Source organism: Rhodococcus jostii RHA1 (assembly GCF_000014565.1).
Taxonomy (GTDB): domain Bacteria; phylum Actinomycetota; class Actinomycetes; order Mycobacteriales; family Mycobacteriaceae; genus Rhodococcus_F; species Rhodococcus_F jostii_A.
The window spans coordinates 172,901-198,695 of sequence record NC_008268.1 but is presented as its reverse complement, the minus strand read 5'-3'; the positions used below and the strand labels follow the sequence as shown (position 1 = coordinate 198,695).

The following is a 25,795-nucleotide window of genomic DNA, read 5'->3' as shown; positions in this document are numbered from 1 at the left end:
GGCCACCCCGGACGGTCACCGCGACCCCGAGTACCTCGCTCGGGTCATCGACGAGCACGGTGTCACCGTCACCGACTTCGTGCCGTCGATGCTCGACGCCTTCGTCGCGTCCGTGCCCATCACCTCGTGCAGCACTCTTCGGCACGTCTTCGTGATCGGCGAGGCGCTGCCCCCGGAGACCGTCACGCGGTTCCGGGCGCTGTCCGATGCCGGACTGCACAACCTGTACGGGCCCACCGAGGCGGCAGTCTCGGTCACGTACTGGGACACCGCGACCACGGTCGCCGGCACGGTGCCGATCGGCGTGCCCGAGTGGAACACCCAGGTTTACGTTCTCGATTCGCGTCTGCACCCGGTTCCCCCCGGCGTTGCCGGCGAGCTCTACCTGGCGGGCGAGCAGCTCGCCCGGGGATACCTCGGCCGCGTCGATCTCACCTCGGACCGGTTCGTGGCCAATCCGTTTACTCCCGGCCTGCGTATGTACCGCACCGGCGACCTCGTGCGATGGACGTCGGCGGGCGCCCTCGAATACATCGGGCGCACCGACTTCCAGGTCAAGTTCCGAGGTCAGCGCATCGAGCTCGGCGAGATCGAATTCGTCCTGCGGGCACAACCGTCGGTCACCAGCGCTGCCGTGCTGGTCCATTCCGATCCCGGCACCGGCGATCGCCTCGTCGCGTACGTCGTGCCCGAGCCGGGACACGACCTCGATACCACGCGACTTCGAGAGTGCGCGGCCGCGTCCCTGCCGGCGTACATGATTCCGGCGGCGCTGATGGTCGTCGACGAATTCCCGCTCAATACAAGTGGAAAGCTCGATCGTCAGGCCCTGCCCGCACCTGAATTCGGTGGTTCCGGCACGGAGTACGTGGCCCCGCGCACGTCCGTCGAGGCCAACCTCGCGGAGATCTTCGCCGAGGTTCTCGGTCTCGACCGTATCGGCCTCCGGGACAACTTCTTCGACGTCGGCGGTAACTCCCTTGTCGCGACGCGGGTCACCTCGCGTATTCGGGCCGAGTTGGGTGCGCCGCTCGCCTTGCGTGACCTGTTCGATGCCCCCACCGTCGGGGCGCTCGCGGAGCGCATCGAGGGAACAGTGCAGACGACACCGCGCGCCCCACTGGTCGCCGCCACGCGCGCCGGACGGATTCCGCTGTCCCCGGCACAACGTCGCATGTGGTTCGTCAACCAGTTCGATACCGCATCCGCCGCCTACAACATGCCCTTCGCCCTGCGGCTGTCCGGCATTCTCGACTGTGACGGCCTGCGTTCGGCGATTCGCGACGTCCTCGAGCGTCACGAGTCCCTGCGCACCCTGTATCCGGACTCGACGGACGGCCCACATCAGGTGATCGTCGGCGCCGACGAGGTGCCCCTCGATCTCGACGTGCAGCCGATCACCGAGGCCGAGCTGCCGACGCGACTCGTGGAGCTCGCCACCGAGGGCTTCGACGTCACGTCCGCGGTGCCGCTGCGCACGGCATTGCTACGACTGTCCGTCGATGAGTACGTGCTCGCCGTGGTGGTGCACCACATCTCCGCCGACGGATCCTCGATGGCCCCGCTCGCACGTGACATCCTGCTCGCCTACACGGCGCGTACGGCTGGGCGGGCACCGTCGTGGCCGCCGTTGGACGTGCAGTACGCGGACTACAGCTATTGGCAGGCGGAGTTTCTCGGCGACGAGACCGACGGTCGGTCACAGGCCACCGAGCAGATCGAATTCTGGTCCGCGGCGCTCGACGGCATCCCCGACCTGCTGGAGTTGCCTGCTGATCGGCCCCGCCCGGCCATGCCGACGAATTCGGGTGCGACGGTACCGTTCTCGGTCGACGCTGCCACGGCGAAAGCCGTCGCCGACCTCGCAGCCCGCTCCGCTGCCACGCCGTTCATGGTGTGGCACGCCGCGCTGTCGGTTCTGCTCTCACGGCTCTCGAACGCGGTGGACGTCACCGTGGGCACGCCCGTCGCCGGTCGTGCCGAACCCTCTTTGCAGGACCTCGTCGGCATGTTCGTCAACACTCTCACCCTGCGCGCTCGAGTGTCCGGTGACCTGTCATTCGCCGACCTGCTTGCGCAGGTGCGGGAGTTCGACCTCGCCGCGTTCGCGCACGCCGATCTGCCGTTCGAGCGTCTCGTGGAGGTACTCGAACCCGCGCGGTCCACAGCCCGTCACCCACTTTTCCAGGTGGGTCTGTCATACGAGAACTTCGAACCGGGAGTGCTGGAACTACCGGGTCTGACGGTGAGCGCCGTCGAGATGAATCCGGAGATCGCGAAATTCGATCTGAACGTGACGCTCACCGAGATCCGCGACGAGCGCGGCACCGTGTCCGGTCTCACCGGTGCGTTCACGTATGCGGTCGATCTGTTCGACCGCGACACGGTGGAGTCGTTCGCGGACCGTTTCGCGCGGATCGTGACGGCGGCGCTGGCCGATCCGGGCACGGCGGTGGGGGACCTGCCGGTGCTGGATCAACGGGAACTGGTTCGCGTACTGCGCGAATGGAACGCCACGGACGTGGAGGTGAGCGGGCGCCCCTACCTCGCCCGCTACGACGAGCAGGCGGCACGGACGCCTGATGCGGTGGCGGTGGTGTACCGCGACGTGTCTGTGACGTACCGGGAATTCAACTCGCGGGTCAACCGGCTGGCCCGCAAACTCATCGCCGAAGGCGCCGGAACCGAAACCACCGTCGCGGTCGCAGCCCGCCGGTCGATCGAGTTTCTGATCGCCCTGCACGCCGTGTTGCGGAGTGGTGCGGCGTACGTGCCACTCGACGTCGACCTTCCGGCGGAGCGAGTGGCCCATGTCATCGAGGCAGCCCACCCGGTTCTCGTTCTGACCGCAGTTCGAGGCGAGTTCGAGTCGGACTCCGGAGTCCGGGTTCTCCCGATCGACGGTCTCGAACTCGACCGGTTCGACGATGCCCCGGTGACGAACCGCGACCGGCTGCGGCCTCTCGCGGCCGACAACCTCGCGTATGTCATCTTCACCTCGGGTTCGACCGGCCGACCCAAGGGAGTGGCCGTCTCGCACGCCGGTCTCGGAAGCCACTTCGAGTTCCTGATGTCTCTCTGCGCGCTGGACGAGACCGATCGGGTTGTCGTCAAGACACCACAGTCGTTCGACGCATCACTCTGGGAACTGTTGTGGCCCCTGGCTGTGGGCGCACGCGTCGTGATCGCGGAACCGGACGGACACAAGGATCCCGACTACCTTGCGGAACTGATCGATACCGAGCAGATCACGGCGATACATTTCGTCCCGTCGATGCTCGCCGTCTTCACCGACGTAATCGCGCCGTCCCGGTTCTCGTCGCTGCGTACCGTGTTCGTCGGCGGCGAGGCACTGTCCGTCAATGTGGCGCGGCGGTTCGCGGCCGTCTCCGACGCTGCCGTCCTCAACGCATACGGTCCCGCGGAGGTCGCGGCCGCCTCCACCACCTCATGGGTGGACACCTCGAACTCGGCCATCGTCACCGTGGGTACACCGGTGTGGAACACCCGAGCCTACGTGTTGGACCAGCGGCTCCACCCCAGTCCTGCAGGGGTGACCGGTGAGTTGTACCTGGCCGGCACGCAGGTGTCTCGCGGATACGCGGGACGGCCCGACCTCACCGCCGAACGGTTCGTGGCGAACCCCTTCGACGCGCCGGGCACTCGGATGTACCGGACCGGTGACCGTCTTCGCTGGACCGGCCGGGGCGAATTGGAATACCTCGGCCGCAACGATTTCCAGGTGAAGCTGCGCGGACTGCGGATCGAGCTCGGTGAGATCGAGGCGGTACTCGAGTCGGCGGACTCGGTTGCCCAGGCGGTCGTGACCGTGTACTCCGGAGCGGCGAGCGAACAATTGGTGGCCTATCTCGTCGCACGTGCGGGCACGAGGGTCGACATAGAGGCACTGACGGCGTATGCCGCGAGTCGGCTGCCCGAATACATGGTTCCGGACGGGTTCGTCACGCTCGACGCCTTCCCGCTCAACGCGAGCGGCAAACTGGATCGAGTGGCGTTGCCTGCCCCGGCCGTCGGTGACGTCGCGGTCGATCGAGTGGAGCCACGTACTCCGATGGAGGAATCACTCGCGGCCTTGTTCAGGGAGGCGCTCGGCGTCGACGACCTGGGGGTGAACGACTCGTTCTTCGCTCTCGGCGGCGACAGCATCGTATCGATCCAGCTGGTTTCGCGAGCCAAGGCCGCGGGGATCGTATTCACCCCACGGGACGTGTTCGAGCGCAAGAGCATTGCCGCGCTCGCCGAAGTGGTTACCGTCGCGTCGGCGGATCGACTCGCGCTCGCCGAACTGGCGGGTGGCGGCGTGGGAAACGTCGAGTTGACACCGGTTGTCCGATCACTGCTCGACCGGTCGGGTTCGGTGGGCCGGTATTCGCAGTCCGTGTTACTGACGCTGCCGACCGGGATCGAGCGATCGGACATCGTGGCGACGGTGCAGGCGGTGCTCGACAGGCATGACGCGCTGCGGTCCCGGCTGGTCCGCGACGGTGCGGACGTGCGTCACTCGGTGTTGCCCACCGGTGCCGTCGACGCCGATCGACTGGTCACGACGGTGTCCGTGAATCCCGACCTCGGCGACGCAGCCTTCGATGCGCTGATCGACCGCGAACTCTCCGCCGCGGCCGACCGGTTCGACTTCGAGACCCCGGTGCTCACGCAGTTCGTCTGGTTGGATCGTGGTGCGACCCGGCCCGGGCGGCTCCTCGTGGTTGCGCATCACCTGGTCGTCGACGGTGTGTCCTGGCGGATCATCGTGCCGGACCTCGTTGCGGCGGGAGGTGCCGTCGCGGCCGGTCACGCTCCGAACCTGCCGGAGGTCGGTACGTCGTTGCGGCGGTGGTCGCACGGGTTGTCGGAGGCTGCCCGTCAGCCGTCCACCGTCGCGCAGTTCGACTACTGGCGAAGTGTTGTCGACGCTGCGGACCCGCTCCTCGGCGGCAGGGCTCTCGATCCGGTGCGGGACCGGACCTCGACCACGCAGGAGCTGCACGTCGAGCTGTCCACCGAGATAACGGCCACGCTGCTGGCCCGCGTGCCGGAGGCATTCGGGTGCTCTGTCGGTGATTCGCTGCTTGCCGGCTTCGCGGTGGCCCTCACCGAATGGCGCCGTGCGCGCGGGGTGCCCGCCGCCTCTGCGTACATCACGCTCGAGGGTCACGGCCGCGAAGAGTCGGTCGTGCCGGGCGCCGATCTGTCTCGTACCGTGGGCTGGTTCACCAGCGTTTATCCGGTGCGGCTCGCCCTCGAGGGGGTGGACACACAGGACGCACTCGTCGGCGGCGCGTCCGCCGGCGCCGCGATCAAGGCGGTGAAAGAGCAACTCCTGGCGGTCCCCGACCGGGGCGTCGGGTACGGACTGCTGCGGTATCTCAATCCGGCGACGGCCACCGTTCTCGCGGGCTTCGACCCGCCCCAGGTCGTCTTCAATTACCTCGGAAAGACCGGGATGGGCGATCTGTCCCCGGAGATGCGCGAGATCGGCTGGGTGCCGGATCTCGAATCGTCGCGCGTCTTCTCAGGTGAAACCGATCAGGACATGAGCGCGTCCGCAGCGATCGAGATCAATGCCGGAGTGACGGATACGGATGCCGGACCGCGACTCGGAGCTTCGGTGCGGTTCGCCGGTGAACTGCTCGCAGCCGACGACGTTCGCGAACTCGTCGATCTGTGGCAGCAGGCGCTCGTCTCACAGATCGAGCACGTCGTCGCCGGATCCGGTGGGGGGCTGACCCCGTCGGACATCGGCACGGTGGCGCTCACCCAGTCCCAGATCGACCTCTGGGAGCGGGCGTACCCGACCCTCGAGGATGTGTGGGCGCTGTCGCCGCTGCAGGCCGGTTTCCACTTCCATTCACTGTTGGCCGCCGAGCACAGTGTCGATGTCTACCATTCTCAGCTGCGGATGACCCTGCTCGGCGACGTGTCGGCGGATCGGATGCGGGCCGCTGCTGCTGCGCTCCTGGACCGGTACTCCAACCTGCGGGTGGTGTTCGTGCAGGACGGCGACGTCACCGCGCAGATCCCCCTCCGCGGGGTGGAGGTCCCACTGACCGTGGTCGACCTCTCGGGCCGTGAGAGTGATTCCGGGGAAAGGGAACTCGAGTCGCTCGTCGCAGAGAACCGGACCGCGCCGTTCGACTTGTCCGAGGCGCCGCTGCTGCGACTGCTGCTCGTGCGCACGGGAGCCGATCGGCACGAGTTGGCGATGACCAACCACCACATCCTCCTCGACGGATGGTCCATCCCGCTGATCGTCCAGGACCTGCTGGTGCTCTACGCGACCGCGGGCGATCAGTCCGCACTGCCGGCGGTGCGGCCCTACCGGGAATACCTCGACTGGCTGACCCGTCGAGACCCCTCCGCCTCGCGGGCCGCGTGGGCGCACGCGTTGGAAGGCTTCGACGAGCCGACTCTGCTTGCACCTGCCCACACCGGCGGCAGCGCAACGGCGGACCCGGAGGAAGTTCCGGTCCACTTTTCCGCGGCGGACACCGCCGAGCTGCTGGCGTTCGCCCGACAGCACGGCGTCACGCCGAACACGGTGATCCAGACCGCCTGGGCTCTGCTGCTCAGGCGACTCACCGGACGGGACGACGTCGTATTCGGCGCTACCGTCTCGGGCCGCCCCCCGCACATCCCCGGGATCGAGTCGATGGTCGGGCTCTTCATCAACACCGTCCCCGTCCGGGTACGAATCGACGCCGACGAGTCGGTGGCCGAATTGCTGGTACGGGTGCAGGGGCAGCAGGCCGATTTGCTCGATCACCACTACCTCGGCCTGACGGAAATCCAGGCAGAGGCGGGGGTCGGGGCGCTGTTCGACACGCTCACCGTCTTCGAGTCGTACCCCATGGATCAGGCGGCGCTGCAGGCGCAGACCGACATCGCAGGTATGCGCGTGGACTCGGTCCAGGTGCACAGTGTCACCCACTACCCCTTGAGCCTGATGGCCCAGGTCGACGACACCCTGCGGCTCGGGGTGGCCTACCTGCCGGACACCTTTGAGCGCGACGAAGCGAGGTTGATTGCGGCGCGGCTCGATTCGGTGATTCGAGCGTTGATCGCAGAGCCCTCCGCCGCGGTCGCCCAGGTCACCGGATTCATCCCGGGCGAGTATGCGCGGGTGATGCACGACTGGAACGCCACCGGCCACCACGTGCCGGAGTCGACGCTGCTGACGTTGTTCGAGGCGCAGGCTGCGCGTACACCCGATGCTGTTGCTGTCGATTTCGACGGTGACGTGCTGACGTACGCAGCCCTCGATGCGCGCGCGAACCAGCTGGCCCGGCATCTGATCGCGCTGGGCGTCGCCCCCGAAACCCGAGTGGCCGTGGTGATGCGGCGGTCGCTGGAACTGGTCGTCGGAATCTATGCCGTACTCAAGGCCGGTGGTGCATACGTGCCGGTCGATCCCGATCACCCGGCGGAGCGAACGAGTTACGTGCTCGCGTCGGCGCAGCCGGTGTGCGTGCTGACCACCTCGGCCGACCGACCGGACCTGCCGAACCGGATCCCCGTGTCGGCCCTCGACACTCTCGACCTCTCGGGTGTCTCTGCGGTGCCGTTGACCGACGCCGAGCGTATCGAACCGTTGCGGCCTGCACACCCTGCGTACGTCATCTACACCTCCGGCTCCACCGGCAAGCCCAAGGGGGTCGCGGTACCGCATGCGGCAATCGTGAATCAACTGCTCTGGATGCAGTCGGAGTACGCACTCACCGATCGGGATGTGTGGTTGCAGAAGACCGCAACCACGTTCGACGTGTCGTTGTGGGGCTACTTCTGGCCCCTTCAGGTGGGTGCCACCATGGTGCTGGCCACTCCGGACGGGCATCGAGAGCCTGCCTACCTGACTCGGGTCATCGACGAGCGTGCGGTGACGGTTACCGATTTCGTGCCGTCCATGCTCGACGTGTTCGTCGCGGCCGCCCCGGAGGGGACGTGCCGTTCGTTGCGGCTCGTGTTCGTCATCGGCGAAGCGCTGCCGCCCGCGACAGTTCTGCGTTTCCGGGAACTCTCCGCGGCCGGACTGCACAACCTGTACGGGCCCACCGAGGCCGCAGTGTCGGTGACGTACTGGAAGACCGGTGACGCCGACACCACGAACGTGCCGATCGGTGTGCCGGAATGGAACACACAGGCCTACGTGCTCGATTCCCGGCTGCACCCCGTTCCCGTCGGCGTTCCGGGAGAGCTCTACCTGGGCGGTGCTCAGCTCGCACGCGGATACCTCGGCCGCGTCGATCTCACGTCCGACCGATTCGTCGCGAACCCGTTTGGACGCACGGGCGAGCGCATGTACCGCACCGGCGACCTCGTGCGATGGACGTCGTCGGGAGCGCTCGTCTACATCGGACGTACCGACTTCCAGGTGAAGTTCCGTGGTCAGCGCATCGAACTCGGCGAGATCGAGACAGTGCTCCGGTCGCACCCGGCGGTCACCGGCGCCGTCGTATCGGTGTACTCCGACACCACCGTCGGCGATCATCTGGTCGCGTATGTCGTCGGTACACCCGGCGAGTTGGACGTCGCGGAGCTTCGCCGGCAGGCTTCGGAATCCCTTCCGTCGTACATGGTGCCGTCCGCGATCACAGTGCTCGACGAGTTCCCGCTGAACACCAGCGGAAAACTCGATCGTAAGGAGTTGCCCGCTCCTGAATTCCACGGGAGTTCGACCGAGTACATCGCGCCGCGAAATGAGGCCGAGCGCACAGTCGCGGCAGTGTTCGCTGACGTGCTCGGTTCGAGCCGGGTCGGCGCGCACGACAACTTCTTCGATCTCGGCGGCAACTCGCTCTCCGTCACACGAGTGGCGGCTCGGCTCGGTGAGTTGTCGGGCACCGGACTCTCCGTGCGCGATGTGTTCACCGCGCCCACGGTCGCGGAGTTGGCTCGTCGTCTCGCCGAGCCCACGGCCGCAGGGGGCGCGCGCCCGGTGCTGTCCGGGATGCAGCGACCGGCCCGGATACCGCTGTCACCGGCGCAGCAGCGGATGTGGTTCATCAACCAGTTCGACCCCTCCTCGCCCGCGTACAACCTGCCGTTCGCGGTCCGCATGTCCGGTGCTCTCGATGTCGCCGCGCTGTCTCAGGCACTCGACGACGTAGTCGGGCGCCACGAGTCGCTTCGTACCGTTTTCCCTGACACGGACGACGGACCCGCCCAGGTCGTCGTGTCCGCGGCAGATCTCTCGATGCCCCTCGAGGTCGTGGACGTACCGGAGGGCGAGCTCGATTCCCGGATGATTGCATTCTCGTCGCACGGGTTCGACGTGTCCGAGGACTTGCCGGTTCGGGCAACGCTGTTCCGCACCGGTCCCGGCGAACACGTCCTGGCGATCACGCTGCACCACATCGCCGCCGACGGCTGGTCGTTCGGACCTCTCGGCGCGGACGTCATGGTCGCGTACGCGGCCCGAGCAGAGTCGCGAAGTCCGGAGTGGATTCCGCTTGCTGTCCAGTATGCCGACTACAGTGTGTGGCACAGGGCGGTTCTCGGCAGCGAGGACGAGCCGGAGTCACTCGCCCGGCGCCAACTCGAGTACTGGACGCGGACGCTCGACGGTCTCCCGGACGAGCTGAAACTCCCCTTCGACCGCCCGCGCCGGACTGAGCAGTCCTACGTCGGGGGATCCGTGGGCTTCACCATCACCCCCGAGATTCACAGCGGCATCGAACGGTTGGCGCGTGAACACGGGGCCACGGTCTTCATGGTGGCGCACGCTGCCTTCGCGCTCCTGTTGGCCCGCCTGTCCGCGTCGGACGATATCGCCGTCGGCGCTCCGATCGCGGGACGTGGCGAACGTGCTCTCGACAACCTGGTGGGAATGTTCGTCAATACGCTCGTGCTCCGCACGCGCATCGAGAGCACCGAGACGTTCGCGGAGTTGCTGACGCGGGTACGCGACGGCGACATCGGGGCATTCGGCCACGCGGACCTCCCCTTCGAGCGTCTCGTCGACGTACTCGACCCCGTGCGGACGTCCGCGCATCACCCGGTCATCCAGACTGCGCTGTCGATGCAGCCGACGGCCATCGACGACATCGAGCTGCCCGGACTCCGGGTGCGTGTCGAGGACATCGACGCGCGTGTCGCGAAGTTCGACCTGCAGCTGACATTGGGTGAGGACATCGATCCCGCGGGCGTTCCGTCGGGTATTCGCGCCGAGTTCACCTACGCCGCAGACTTGTTCGACGACGTTACTGTGCGCCGGTACGCGGGGCAGCTCGTGCGAATCCTCGAAACGGTGATTGCAGACCCGACCACGGTGGTCGGCGACGTGAATCTCCTCGACGACGCCGAGAGGGCCCGCCTGGCACCGGTTCGCGGGCCTGCGAGTCGACCTAGTCGACTGCTTCCCGAAGTTCTAGCCGAGTCGGCGGCCGACCCGTCCGCGACGGCGCTCGTCTTCGGCGACCGTTCGATGACCTACGGAGAACTGGACCGGCGATCCAACCTCTGGGCGCGCGAATTGATCGAAGCCGGAGCCGGACCCGAGACATTCGTGGCCGTCGCGCTCGCCCGCTCGATCGAATCGGTGCTCGCCGTCTGGGCCGTTGCCAAGACAGGTGCCGCGTTCGTGCCGGTGGATCCGAACTACCCGGCCGAACGAATCGCACACATGCTCGGCGATTCGGGGTCCGCGCTCGGCCTGACGACGATCGAGTTCCGAGCCGGATTGCCCGACTCGACACAGTGGCTCGTGATGGACGATCCCGACCACACTGCGCTGGTGACGTCCCACTCCTCGGCCGCGGTGACAGCGGCCGATCGCCTCGGACGGATGCACGCGGACCAACTCGCCTACCTCATCTACACATCCGGATCCACCGGACTGCCCAAGGGCGTCGCCGTCACACACTCGGGGCTCGCGAACCTCCTGACCGAGCTGGCCGACGAGTACGAGCTCACCGCCGACGCCCGTACCCTGCACTTCGCATCACCCAGTTTCGACGCCTCCGTATTTGAGTATCTGATGGCCTTCTGCAGGGGCGCGACGATGGTGGTCGTTCCCCACTCGGTGTACGGCGGTACGGAGCTCGCCGAACTCCTGGGCGCGCAAGGAGTCACGCACGCCTTCTTCACACCGGCCGCGTTGGCGTCCGTCGACCACACGGGACTCGACGAACTCGCCGTCATCGTCGTCGGCGGAGAGGCCTGGGGTGCCGACCTCGCCGAGCGTTGGGTACCGGGGCGGGCACTGTTCAACGGATACGGGCCGACCGAGTCCTCGATGATGGTGACGCAGTCTGGACCGCTGATGCTCGGCGAGCGGATGACCATCGGCGCTCCTGTGCGCGGTGTCGAGGCTTTCGTTCTCGACGCGCGGCTGCATCCCGTGTCACCCGGTGTGCCGGGGGAGCTGTACATATCGGGGCCGGCGCTTGCCCGCGGCTACCACCAGCGACTCGGTCTCACCGCGGAGCGTTTCGTCGCGAACCCCCACGGTGCACCCGGTCGGCGGATGTACCGTACCGGTGACCTCGTCCGGTGGGTCGAGTCCCGCACCGGGACATACGTCATCGAATACGTCGGGCGCAGCGACTTCCAGGTGAAGATTCGTGGATTCCGTGTGGAACTCGGTGAGATCGACTCCGTGTTCCGAGCGCATTCTGCGGTCGGATTCGCCGCAACCATCGCGCACGACACCGAATCCGGCGTTACAGCACTGGTCACCTATGTCTGCGCTGCGTCGGGGAACGACGTCGACGTCGACGACTTGACCGCATTCGTCGGCGGTGTGTTGCCGGCGCACATGGTCCCCGGTTCGATCATGGTTCTCGACTCGATCCCGCTGACACCGGCGGGCAAGCTCGACCGCCGCGCCCTCCCCGAGCCCGTGTTCGTGAGCCATACCCGATTCACCGCACCCGACACAGCGGACGAGATCGCAGTCGCCGCAGCGTTCGCGGATGTGCTGGGTGAATCACGCATCGGTGTGGACGACAACTTCTTCGCTCTCGGTGGCAACTCCTTGTCCGCCACCCAGGTGGTTTCCCGGGTCGGTTCAGCGTTCGGCACCCGTGTCTCCGTTCGCACGCTGTTCGACAACCCCACTGTGCGTCAACTTGTCTCCGCAGTGGCCACGTCGGGGCCGGACGCGTCCTCGGGTCGGCCCGCGCTGACCCGACGCGAGCATCCCGGACGAATCCCGTTGTCGCTGGCGCAGCAGCGGATCTGGTTCCTCAACCAATACGATCCTTCGTCGTCCGCATACAACATTCCACTCGCACTGCGGATGTCGGGGCGTATCGACGTCCCGGCCTTGCGTGCCGCGCTCGGTGACGTTCTGGAACGACACGAGTCGTTGCGGACCGTGTACCCAGGTTCTGCGGACGGTGCGCATCAGGAGATCCTGCCGGCCGCCGCCGCAGAATTCGATCTCACACCGATCCGAACCGCGCCGGACCAGCTGATGCTCCGGATCGCCGAGTACGCAGTCGCCGGTTTCGATGTGACCCGGGAGATCCCGTTCCGAATCCACCTGTTCCGGGAGAACCGTTCCGAACACGTGCTGCTGCTCGTCGCGCACCACATCGCGGCAGACGGATGGTCGTTCGGTCCGCTCGCCGCCGACGTGATGGCCGCATATGCATCCCGAGTGGAAGGGCTGGCGCCGTCCTGGGAGCCGCTGCCCGTCCAGTACGCCGATTACAGTGTGTGGCAGCGGGAACTGCTCGGCGCCGAGGACGATCCGGACAGTCTGTCCGCCACGCAGATCGAGCGTTGGCGTGCGGCGCTGGACGGTGCGCCCGAGGCACTCGATCTGCCTACGGACCACCCCCGTCCCGCGGTAGCGTCGCACCGCGGTGAACGCGTGGACTTCGAGATCGATGCCGACACCCACCGGGGGCTGGTCGAGCGCGCCCAGAAGGGCGGCACTACGCTGTTCATGGTTGTTCATGCAGCGTTCGCGACGCTCTTGCACAGGCTCAGCGGCAGCACGGACATCGTGATCGGCACACCCGTCGCAGGCCGCGGGGACGAGGGACTCGACCCGCTCGTCGGAATGTTCGTGAACACCCTGGCCTTGCGCACACGGATTGACCCCGGCGAGAGTATCGACGCTCTCCTGGAACAGGTGCGCGATGTCGATCTCACGGCGTTCCAGGACACGGAGGTTCCCTTCGACCGGCTCGTCGAGATCCTGCGTCCCACCCGGTCGTCCGATCGGCACCCGCTGTTTCAGGTGATGTTCGCCTTCCAGAATCTGCGGCCGGTGACGATGGAACTGCCGCAGTTGGTGGTAGAGGCCGTCGACTTCGATCCTCACATCGCGAAGTTCGATCTGGATCTGGCGCTCGCCGAGATCGTGGACGACGCCGGACACCATCACGGGATTTCCGGTGCCTTCACATTCGCATCGGAACTCTTCGAACGCGCCACTGTCGCGGGATTCGCGGACCGATTCCTGCGGATCCTGGAGGCGGTCGCTTCCGCCGACGATATCGCCGTCGGCGATATCGCCATCCTGGGTGCGGCCGAGCAAGGGTCCCTCGCACCGGTGTGGGGCGGGCCGTTGCTCGCGAACGCCACCCTGCCCGAGCTGCTCGTCGCGACGGCGGAACGGTATCCGGACTCGACTGCCGTCGTCTTCGACGGTGTCTCGATCGATTACCGTGAGCTGGACCGACGATCGACACAGCTGGCACGTGCACTCATCGGGATGGGCGTCGGCCCGGAAACCTACGTCGCACTAGCCTTGCCGCGCTCTGTCGAATCGGTGCTGTGCGTGTGGGCCGCTGCCAAGACCGGTGCGGCCTACGTTCCGATCGACCCCGCGCATCCGGCGGACCGCATCGCGCACATTCTGCGGGATTCGGGAGTCGTCGTCGGTGTCACCTGCGCCGAGTTCGCCGAACACCTCCCGGGGGTGACGGACTGGCTCGTACTCGACGATCCGGCAGTGCTCCGCGAATTGTCCTCGGCGAGCACTGCGCCGGTCGGGGATGCGGATCGTACCTCCGCTCTGCACGTCGATCATCCCGCCTATCTCATCTACACGTCGGGTTCGACGGGACTGCCCAAGGGCGTGGTGGTGTCCCACCGCGGTCTCGCGAATCTCGCCGGCTCGTATACCACCGCAGTGCGGGCCACCGAGGAATCCCGGGTCGCGCACCTCGCGTCCCCGACGTTCGACCTGTCCGTCCTCGAACTGCTTCTGGCCCACACTTCCGGGGCCGCGCTGGTGGTCTGCCCGCCCGGTGTGTACGGCGGCGTAGAGCTACACGAGGTGTTGCAGTCCGAACGCGTCACGCACATGACCATCACGAATGCTGCTCTGGCGTCGGTCGAGCCGGAGGGACTGGACGATCTACGCTCGATCGTCGTCGGCGGCGACGCCTGCCCACCGGAGACGGTGGCGCGATGGGCCGACCGACTCGAACTCGTCAACGGGTACGGTCCCACCGAAGTGACGGTGGGCGCCACGTTCAGCTCGGTGCTCGGCCAGGGCCGAGACATCACCATCGGCGGGCCGCTGCCCGGGGTCGCCGCCGTGGTTCTCGATTCGAGGTTGCGGCCCGTGCCGGTCGGTGTCGTGGGAGAGCTGTACCTGCTGGGACCGGCTCTGGCACGCGGATACCACGAGCGTGCCGCGCTCACGGCACACCGCTTCGTGGCCAGTCCGTTCGAGGCCGCCGGTGCCCGGATGTACCGCACCGGTGACATTGTGCGCTGGCGCGCAGTACATTCCGGTGTGACCGGCAGCATGACCGACGGCACTTTTCCCGGACATGCGATCGAGTACCTCGGCCGCTCCGACCATCAGGTCAAGGTTCGTGGACTTCGTATCGAACTCGGCGAGATCGATGCCGCCCTCAACGCACATCCCGATGTCGAATTCGCTGCCACCCTGGGCTACGAGTCGCCCGCGGAAACCCGACTGGCATCGCACGTGCTGGTCGGTGCGGGCGCCGACCGTGATCCGGCAGCTCTGCTCGCGTTTCTGCGTCAGGCATTGCCGGGATACATGGTTCCGTCGGCGCTCGTGTTCCTGGACACGATTCCGCTGACCCCGAATGGCAAACTCGACCGGGACGCCCTGCCCGCGCCCGACTTCGGTGCGGCAGCCAAGGAGATCGTGTACCGGGAACCGCGGAACCCCCTGGAGCAGTCGATCGCGGATGCGTTTGCCGAAGTGCTGGGCGGTACGGACATCGGTCTCGACACGGATTTCTTCGATGCAGGCGGTAACTCGCTCTCCGCGACCCGGGTGACCGCCCGGGTCGGCGCCCTGCTCGACATCCGGGTCACCGTGCGTGATCTCTTCGAAGCCCCGACCGTCCTCGCGCTGGCCGAGTCGCTGGCGCCGCGAATGTCCGAGGCGGGCGACGGCGCTTCCGCCGGACCGGCCCTGGCGCCGCAGCCGCGTCCCGACCGGATCCCGCTGTCACTCGCGCAGCAGCGGATGTGGTTCCTCAACCAGTTCGAGACGTCCTCGCCCGCATACAACCTGCCTGCCGCGGTCCGGCTCACCGGACCGCTGGACACGGCGGCGCTGGCCGCGGCGATCGATGATCTGATCACCCGGCACGAATCGCTGCGGACCGTCTTCCCCGATTCCCGGGGCGGACCGCACCAGGTGATCCTCGAGCCCGGACAGTTCACCCCCGACACCGCACCGGTCCGCGTGAGCGAGAGCGGTCTACGCGCGGATCTCGAGCAGTTCCTGCTGACCGGCTTCGACGTCTCCCAGGCCGTGCCCCTGCGGGTGAAGGTGTACTCGCTCGGCGACACCGAGCACGTGCTCGCTTTCGTCGTCCATCACATCGCCGCCGACGGCGTGTCCATGGAACCGCTGATCCGGGACGTGATGATCGCGTACTCGAGCCGCGCGGCAGGTCATGCGCCCAGCTGGGCGCCGCTGCCGGTGCAGTACGCCGACTACGCGCTGTGGCAGCGGGAGGTGCTCGGCGTCGAATCCGACCCGGGCAGCCTCGCCGCCGCCCAGCTCGAGTATTGGACCCGGACACTCGCCGGTGTCCCGGACCAGCTGTACCTGCCGGGGGACCGGGGCAGGCCGGCCGTTCCGTCGCATCGGGGTGCGGCAACGCGTTTCACCCTGGACGCCGACACGCACCGGGCCCTGGCCGAGCTGGCACGCGCGCACGGCGCCAGCATCTTCATGGTCGCCCACGCCGCGCTCAGCGTCCTGCTGGGCCGGCTCAGCACGAGCTCCGACATCACCGTCGGCACGGCGATCGCCGGTCGCGGCCGGGTGGAACTCGACGACATCATCGGCATGTTCGTCAACACCCTCGTGTTGCGCACGACGCTGGACCCGGGGGCGTCGTTCGTGTCGCTGCTCGAACAGGCCCGGGACGTCGACCTCGAGGCGTTCGCCCACGCGGACCTGCCGTTCGAGCGGCTGGTGGAGGTTCTCAGCCCGGTCCGCTCCACCTCGCACCACCCGCTGTTCCAGGTGGCGCTCGGCGTGCAGGCGGTCTCCGCCGACCGACTCGAACTGGACGGGCTGTCGCTGGAGCCGCTCACCCTCGACGCGAGCACCGCGAAGTTCGACCTGCACTTCACGCTCACCGAGCGGCTCGACGACGCCTCCGAGGCCGCCGGCATCGACGCCGAACTGGTTTACGCGACAGACATTTTCGACGAGAGCACCGCCGCCGAGTACGCGATCCGGCTGCGGCGGATCTTCGAGGCGGTCGTCGCCGACCCGCAGCGGCCGATCGGTGACATTCCGGTCCTCGGCGACGAGGAATACGCGGCGCTCACCCCGGTGCGCGGCGCCGACGCGCGACCTGTGCAGATGCTGCCCGAGATCCTCGCCGACGCCGTCGCCGCGGCACCCGACGGACCCGCCGTCGTCTTCGAGGGGGAGAGCCTCACGTACCGGGACCTCGACGAACGGTCGAACCAGCTGGCCCGGTTGCTCGTCGACAGGGGAGTGGGACCCGAAACCCGGGTCGCGCTGGCGCTGCCGCGGTCCCTCGAATCCGTGGTGGCCGTGTGGGCGGTGGCCAAGACCGGTGCAGCCTTCGTGCCCGTCGACCCCGGTTATCCCGCGGACCGGGTCCTGCACATGGTGCAGGACTCCGGGGCGATGGTCGGGATCACCGTGTCCGCGAAACAGGACGTCCTCCCGGACTCGATCCGGTGGATGCTGCTCGACGACCCGGCACTCGCGGTGCGCTGCACCCACGAATCCCGGTTGCCGCTGACCAACCGCGACCGCATGCGGCCGATCCTGTCCGACCAGGTGGCGTACGTCATCTACACGTCGGGGTCCACCGGCCGGCCCAAGGGAGTCGCGGTCACGCATCGCGGTCTGATGAACCTGGTGACCGACGAGCGTGAGCTCCTCGGGGTCACCTCCGGCTCGCGGACACTGCATTTCGCGTCCCCGAGCTTCGACGCCTCGGTGTTCGAGATGCTGATGGCACTCGGCGCGGGAGCCACGATGGTCATCGCCCCGCCCACGATCTACGGCGGATCGGAACTCGCGGAACTGCTCGCCGCGGAACACGTCACCCATGCGTTCTCCACTCCGGCGGCGCTGGCGTCGGTGGACCATCACGGGCTCGACGACCTCGCCGTGGTCGTGGTCGCCGGTGACGTGTGCCCACCGGAACTGGTCGCCCGCTGGGCGCCCGGGCGTCGCATGGTGAACGCGTACGGCCCCAGCGAGGCGACGATCATGTCGTCCATCACCGAACCCCTCCGCGCCGGCGAACCGGTCACCATCGGTGGCCCGAGCCGCGGAGTGCGGGCACTCGTGCTGGACGGCCGGCTGCGCCCGGTGCCGGTGGGTGTGCCGGGCGAACTGTACGTCGGAGGACCGAGCCTCGCCCGCGGCTACCTGGGACGGCCGGGACTGACCGCCGAACGCTTCGTCGCCGACCCGTACGGCGAGCCCGGCGACCTGATGTACCGCACCGGCGACCTCGTCCGGTGGCGGGAGAACCGCGTCCTCGATTTCGTCGGCCGCACCGACCACCAGGTGAAGATCCGCGGATTCCGGATCGAACTCGGCGAGATCGATGCCGCGCTCACCGCACACCCGCAGATCGAGTACGCCACCACGATCGGGTACGAGCACCCGAACGGGGAGACCTCCCTCGTCGCGTACGTGCTGCCGTTCACCGGTGAGGACGTGGACCGGGTCGAGGTCGCGAACTTCGTCGGGCGCACCCTGCCCGCCTACATGGTTCCCGCCTCCGTCACGCTCCTCGACGCCCTGCCGCTCACCCCGGCGGGCAAGCTCGACCGGGCCGCGCTGCCCGAGCCGATCTTCGTCGCCGCGGCCACGACATTCGAGGCACCGCGGAACCCGATGGAAGTGATCGTCGCCGGCATCTTCGCGGACATCCTCGCGTTGCCCGAGATCGGCATCCACGACAGCTTCTTCGACCTCGGCGGCAACTCGTTGCTCGCCACCCAGGTGGTGTCGCGGATCAACGCCGCACTCGACGTCCACGTCGGGGTCCGTGAAGTGTTCGAGTCGCCGACCGTCGCCGCACTCGCGGCACGCATCACCGAGACCACCACCCACGGTGTGCGACGCCCCGCGCTGACGGCGAAGCCCCGGCCCGAGCACATTCCGCTGTCGCTCGCCCAGCAGCGGATGTGGTTCATCAACCAGTTCGACACCGCATCGCCCGCCTACAACCTGCCGGTCGCGCTCCGGCTGTCGGGCGAGGTGGACCTGCGTGCCATGCAGATCGCGATCGCCGATCTCGTCGGGCGGCACGAGGCGCTGCGCACCGTCTATCCCGACTCCGTCGACGGTCCGCACCAGGTGATCGTGCCCGCCGGGGACGCGGTGCCCGACCTGACACCGGTGGCGGCGCACCCCGACGACGTCCTCGACCGGGTGCTCGCACTCGTCACGACGGGCTTCGACGTGACCGCGGACGTGCCGCTGCGGGCGCGGATGTACCGCGTCGGCGCCGACGACTACGTGCTCGTGATGGTCGCCCACCACATCTCGGGTGACGGCTGGTCGCTCGCCCCGCTGGCCCGCGACGTCATGCTCGCCTACACCGCCCGCGCCGAGGGACACGTTCCCCGCTGGACGCCGCTGCCGGTGCAGTACGCCGACTACAGCCTGTGGCAGCGGGAACTCCTCGGCGACGAGACCGATCCCGAATCGGTCGCCGCTGCTCAGATCGCCTACTGGACTCGCACGCTGGAGGGTCTGCCGGACCGGCCGTCCCTGCCGACCGACCGTCCCCGCCCCGCGGTCGCGTCGCACCTGGGCGCGCACGTGCCGTTCACCATCGACGCCGGCACCCACCGCGCCCTGCTGGCGCTCGCACGCGGCCGGAACACCTCCCTGTTCATGGTGATGCACACCGCGCTCGCGGTGCTGCTCGCGCGACTGAGCAACGAGTCCGACATCGCCGTCGGCGCACCCATCGCCGGCCGCGGTGAGGAATCCCTCGACGAACTCGTCGGCATGTTCGTGAACACCCTGGTACTGCGCACCCGGGTGGCCCTCGCGAGTTCGTTCGCGGACAGCCTCGCCGACGTACGCTCTGCCGATCTGAATGCGTTCGCGCACTCCGACATTCCGTTCGAGCGCCTCGTCGACGTGCTGAACCCGGCCCGGTCCCGCGCGCACCACCCGCTGTTCCAGGTCGCGTTCTCGTTCCAGAACCTCGCCACCACCACACTCGAACTTCCCGGACTGCACGTCGAGGGACTCGACGTGCCGAACACGATCTCCAACTTCGATCTGCACCTGACATTGTCGGAGAAGCACGACGCCGACGGATCCCCGGACGTGATCGAGGCACAGTTCACCTACGCCACCGACCTCTTCGACGAATCCACCGTGCGGGCGTTCGCGGAACGCTTCACCCGCGTGCTCGCGTCGGTCGTGGAGGATCCGGACGTGGCCGTCGGGGCCATCGACCTCCTCGACGGCCCCGAACGACAGTCGATCGTCGCCGACTTCAACGACACCGGCGTCGATCTGCCGCCGACGACGCTCGCCGAACTGTTCTCCGCCCAGGCGGCGCGCACCCCCGAGAAGGCCGCGGTGTTCTTCGAGGGCACCGAACTGACCTATGCGGAGTTCGACCGCCGTGTCGACGTGCTCGCCCACCGCCTGATCGATCGCGGGGTGGGACCGGAATCCGTGGTGGGACTGGCGATGAACCGGTCGATCGAACTGCTGGTCGGGATGTACGCGGTGCTGCGAGCCGGCGGCGCGTACCTCCCGATCGATCTCACCCATCCGGCCGACCGCCTCGCCTACGTGCTCGCGACCGCACGACCGGTGTGCATCCTCACCACGTCCTCGGACGGGTTCGCCGCCGAGTCCGTCCCGGTCATCGAGATCGACACCCTCGACCACACCGGCTCACCACGCGAACCGGTGACCGATGCGCGTCGCCTCGCCCCGCTGCGGCCGGAGAACACGGCGTACCTGATCTTCACGTCCGGGTCCACCGGCCGGCCCAAGGGGGTCGCCGTGACTCACGCCGCCATCGCGAACCAACTCCGCTGGAAGCAGCACGAATACTCGCTCGACACCACCGACGCCGTCGTGCAGAAGACACCCGTCACGTTCGACCTGTCGGTGTGGGAACTGTTCTGGCCGCTGACCACGGGCGCCCGACTCGTCATCGCCCGCCCGGACGGTCACCGCGACCCGGCCTACCTGGCGGACCTGATGCGTCAGCAGCGCGTCACGACAGCACATTTCGTGCCGTCCCTGTTGGAGGCCTTCCTGGCGACGCCGGATGCGGGGGAGCAGCCGGCCCTGCGGCGGGTGCTGTGCATCGGCGAAGCGCTGCCCGTCGACACCGCCGCCCGCTTCCGCCGCCGGTTCGGGACCGTCGCGCTACACAACCTGTACGGGCCCACCGAGGCCGCCGTGTCCGTGACCGCATGGACACACACCGCCGACGATGTCGACACCGTTCCCATCGGCGGACCCGAGTGGAACACGCAGGTGTTCGTGCTGGACGCCCGCTTGAACCCGGTCCCCGTCGGGGTAGCGGGTGAGCTGTATCTCGCCGGTGAGCAACTGGCCCGCGGCTACGTCGCTCGCGCGGATCTGACGGCCGAACGCTTCGTGGCCAACCCCTTCGGCGCATCCGGTTCGCGGCTCTACCGCACCGGCGACGTCGTCCGCTGGCACGTCCGGGACAGCAGGGGCGTCCTCGAGTACCTCGAGCGCTCCGACTTCCAGGTGAAGGTCCGCGGGTTCCGCATCGAACTCGGCGAGATCGAGTCCGCCCTGGTGTCGAGCGCGGGAGTGGGGCAGGCCGTCGTCGTCGCCCACCAGCACCCGCACACCGGGACGACCCTGATCGGCTACGTCGTCCCCGAGGACGGTGCCACCGTCGACTTCGCCGCGGTTCTCGCCGAGGTCGGCGCCGCCGTCCCGAGCTACATGGTGCCCGCCGCCCTCGTCGTGCTCGCGCAACTGCCCCTGACCTCGAACGGCAAACTCGACCGCAGGGCCCTTCCCGCACCCGACTTCGCCTCGGCGACAGACGAATATCGTGCCCCCGCGACGCCCACGGAGGAAGCGGTTGCCGCCGTGTTCGCCGACGTGCTCGGCGTCGACCAGGTCGGTACCGCAGCGAACTTCTTCGACCTCGGTGGCAACTCCCTCGTCGCCACCCGGGTGGTCGCCCGCCTGTCCGAGCGGCTCGGGTGCCGTGTGGAGATTCGAACCCTGTTCGAGGCGCCCACCGTCGCCGCCCTTGCGGCACTACTGGATTCGATCGACGCCACCGCACCCGCCCGCCCGGCGCTGACACCGGCGGTGCGCCCCGAACGGATTCCGCTGTCGTCGGCGCAACACCGGATGTGGTTCCTCAACAGGTTCGACCCGAACTCCGCGGTGCACAACATTCCCGCGGCGGTCCGGCTGTCGGGCGCGCTGGACGTCGACGCACTGCAGCATGCGGTCGCCGACGTCGTCCGCAGGCACGAGTCGCTGCGGACGGTGTACCCGGACTCCGCGGACGGCCCGCACCAGGTGATCCTGCCCATCGACCGGGTGGGGGGCGAAATGTCCGTCGTCGCGACGGACGAGGCCGCGCTGCCCGCTCTGATCGCCGGCCTGGTGACCACCGGATTCGACGTCACCACGGAGGTTCCGGTGCGGGTGCGGATCTTCCGCATGTCCGCGACGGAACACGTTCTCGCCCTGGTGGTTCATCACATCTCCGGCGACGGCTGGTCGATGGCCCCGATGGTGCGGGACGTGATGACGGCGTACGCGGCGCGGTCGGCGGACACCACGCCCGACTGGGCGCCGCTGCCGGTGCAGTACGCCGACTACGCGCTGTGGCAGCGGGCGCTTCTCGGCGACGAGACCGATCCCGAATCGGTGTCGGCACGGCAACTCGCGTTCTGGACGCACACCCTCGCGGGCGCACCGGATCAGTTGGACCTGCCCACCGACCGCCCGCGTCCCGCGGTCGCGTCGTACCGGGGCGGCACCGTCGACTTCACCGTGCCGGCCGACCTGCACGGCACGCTCCTGGGTGCGGCGCGGGACGCGAACGCGTCCCTGTTCATGCTCGTGCACGCGGCGCTCGCGGTGCTGCTGAGCCGACTCTCCGGCACCGGGGACATCGCCATCGGCACACCCGTCGCGGGCCGTGGCGAACGCGAACTCGACGACCTGATCGGCATGTTCGTCAACACGCTGGTCCTGCGCCAGCAGGTCGACGGAGGCCGGACCTTCGCCGAACTGGTCGCCGACGTGCGCGAGACCGATCTCGCCGCCTTCTCCCACGCGGACGTCCCGTTCGAGCGCCTCGTGGAGGTCGTCAATCCGTCGCGGTCCACCGGGCGGCATCCCCTGTTCCAGGTGATGCTCACGTTCCAGAACCTCGACCAGGCGACCCTTCGACTGGGTGACCTGTCGGTGAGCGGCGTCGACTTCGACGTCGACATCGCCAAGTTCGACCTGCAGCTCACCCTGATGGAGCAGTTCGACTCGGCGGGAAGTCCGGACGGGATCGCGGCCCGCCTCACGTACGCCTCCGACCTGTTCGACGAGCCGTCCATGCACGTGTTCGGACAGCGGTTCCAGCAGGTTCTCCGGGCGGCCACCGACAGTCCGGACACCGCGGTCGGCGACATCGACGTCCTCGGCAGCGGCGAACGGAAGCAGATCGCCGGCACCAACGCGACATCGCACGAGGTGCCCGCCGGCACCCTGGCGTCGCTGTTCGACACGAGGGTCGCGGCGGACCCCGTCCGCGTCGCGGTGATCTTCGACCGGGACGAGTTGACGTACGCCGACTTCGACGCCCGCGTGAACAGGCTGGCGCGCCGACTGATCGAGCAGGGCGTCGGCCCCGAGTCGGTGGTGGCGGTCGCGATGCGCCGTTCGATCGATCTGCTCGTCGCGATCTACGCCGTCGTGAAGGCCGGCGGCGCCTACCTGCCGGTGGATCCGGACCACCCCGCCGAGCGCACCGCGCATGTACTCGACACCGCACAGCCGGCATGTGTGCTGGTCAGCGGTGCCGGACTCGCCGGCGGCGGATCGGTCCCCGTCATCGACGTCGCGTCCGAGGACGTCTCCGGCTTCGACAGCTCGCCCGTCACCGACGCGGACCGGCTGTGGCCGCTGTCCCCGGCGAACACGGCGTACGTGATCTTCACGTCCGGGTCGACGGGCCGGCCCAAGGGCGTCGCCGTCACCCACGGCGCGATCGTGAACCGACTGCTGTGGATGCAGCACGAATACACCCTGACCAGTGCGGACGTCGTCCTGCAGAAGACCCCGGTGACGTTCGACGTGTCGGTGTGGGAGCTGTTCTGGCCGCTGCAGGTGGGAGCCTCCCTGGTGATCGCCGCACCCGACGGACACCGCGATCCGCGGTACCTGACAGGGCTGATACAGGAACGTCACGTGACGACCACCCACTTCGTACCGTCGATGCTGTCGGTGTTCACTGCCGAACCTGCTGTGGCGGTGTGTGATTCGTTGCGGTTGGTGTTCTGTTCAGGTGAGGCGTTGACGCCGGAGCAGGTGTCGCGGTTCCGGGCGGTCTGTGGTGCCGATCTGCACAATTTGTACGGGCCGACGGAGGCCGCGGTCGATGTCACGTATTGGGAGACCGGTGCGGCGGACACGGTGACGGTGCCGATCGGGCGTCCGGTGTGGAACACGCAGGTGCATGTGCTCGATTCGAGGTTGCATCCGGTGCCGAACGGGGTGGCGGGGGAGTTGTATCTGGCGGGCGATCAGCTGGCGCGGGGGTATCTGAATCGTCCGGATCTGTCGGCGGATCGGTTCGTGGCGAACCCGCACGTGGCGGGTGGGCGGATGTACCGGACGGGGGATCTGGTGCGTCGCCGCGCGGATGGGGTTCTGGAGTATGTGGGGCGTACCGATTTCCAGGTGAAGTTGCGGGGGCAGCGGATCGAGTTGGGGGAGATCGAGGCGGCGCTGGAGGCGCATCCGGACGTGTCGCAGGCGGTGGTGGTGGTGCACCGCGACGACCGCGGCGAGGAAGCGTTGGTGGCGTACCTGGTGGGACCGCGCGCGGCCGACTGGTCCGACGTGCGCGCACACCTGTCCGCGCGCGTCCCGTCGTACATGATCCCGGCCCAGGTCGTGCACCTGGATACCCTGCCGCTGTCGGCGAACGGCAAACTCGACCGCACGGCCCTGCCCGCACCGGCCGCCCGGTCGGCGGCCGACGAGTACCAGGCGCCGCGAACGGCGGCCGAGCGCGCCGTCGCCACGGTGTTCGCCGACGTGCTCGGCATCGACCGCGTGGGAGTCACGGACAGCTTCTTCGACCTCGGGGGCAACTCGCTGATCGCCACCCGGGTCGCATCCGCGCTCGGGTCCGAGCTGGGAATCGACTTCCCGCTGCAATGGATGTTCAGCGACCCCACACCGCAGTCGCTGGGACAACGCATCCAGAAGTGGACGAACGACGGGGTGGACGGTGCCGGTGCGTCACTCGACGTGCTTCTCCCGATCCGCACGAGAGGAACGGCGGAGCCGCTGTTCTGTGTGCATCCGTTCATCGGGCTCGCCTGGAGCTACGCGGGGCTCGGCCGCGAGCTGACCCAGGACCGGCCGATCTACGGGCTGCAGTCGCCCGCGCTGACCGAGGACGAACCGCACCTGGAGACGATCACCGACTTCGCGGCCCGCTACGTCCGAGAGATCCGTTCGATCCAGCCGCACGGCCCGTATCACCTGGTGGGGTGGTCGCTGGGTGGAGTCATCGCCCACGAGATGGGAGTGCAGTTGCAGGATGCCGGTGAAGAGGTGCGTCTGCTGGGGCTCCTCGACAGCTACGTCGGGATCGACCGCAGCGTGGAGAACTCCGCGACCACCGCGGATCTTCTCGGCGGTGTCGGCCTGGACCTCCCGGACGACAGCGTGCTCGACGAACTCGCGCCGGACGGACAGTTCGACGCCGAGCGTGCGGCGGCACTGCTGCGGGTCGTCGGAGGGCCGCTGGCGGCGCTGACCGCGACGGAACTCGAACGGATCTACGGCAATGCGCTGCGAGCCCCCGCACTGATCGACGCGCACCGGCCGAGGGTCTTCGACGGCGAGCTGGTGTTCTTCACCGCCGCCCTGGACGACGGTTTCCACGTGGACCCGGTGACCTGCTGGGGGCAGTTCGTGCGCGGGAGTATCGACGAGCACCCGGTGGACGCGACGCACTGGACGATGACGACGCCGGATGCTCTCGCCGCGATCGCACCGCACCTCGAGCGTTCGCATCGCCGGCCGCGGCACGCCGCGCCCGACACCGGCAGGGACAGCGATCCCGACGACAGCGCGAACCGGCCGCACTCGGTGCGCTGA

General features: G+C 68.1%; 1 protein-coding gene (only partly in view). It reads left to right on the top strand.

The genetic code is table 11. From position 1 onward, the window contains the following. Window positions 1-25,795 carry the 3' portion of a non-ribosomal peptide synthetase gene (locus RHA1_RS00760; RefSeq protein ID WP_011593463.1) on the top strand. The gene continues 5,324 nt to the left of window position 1, outside the view, so the window shows 25,795 of its 31,119 coding nt (coding positions 5,325-31,119); its start codon lies beyond the left edge, outside the window; the stop codon is at window positions 25,793-25,795.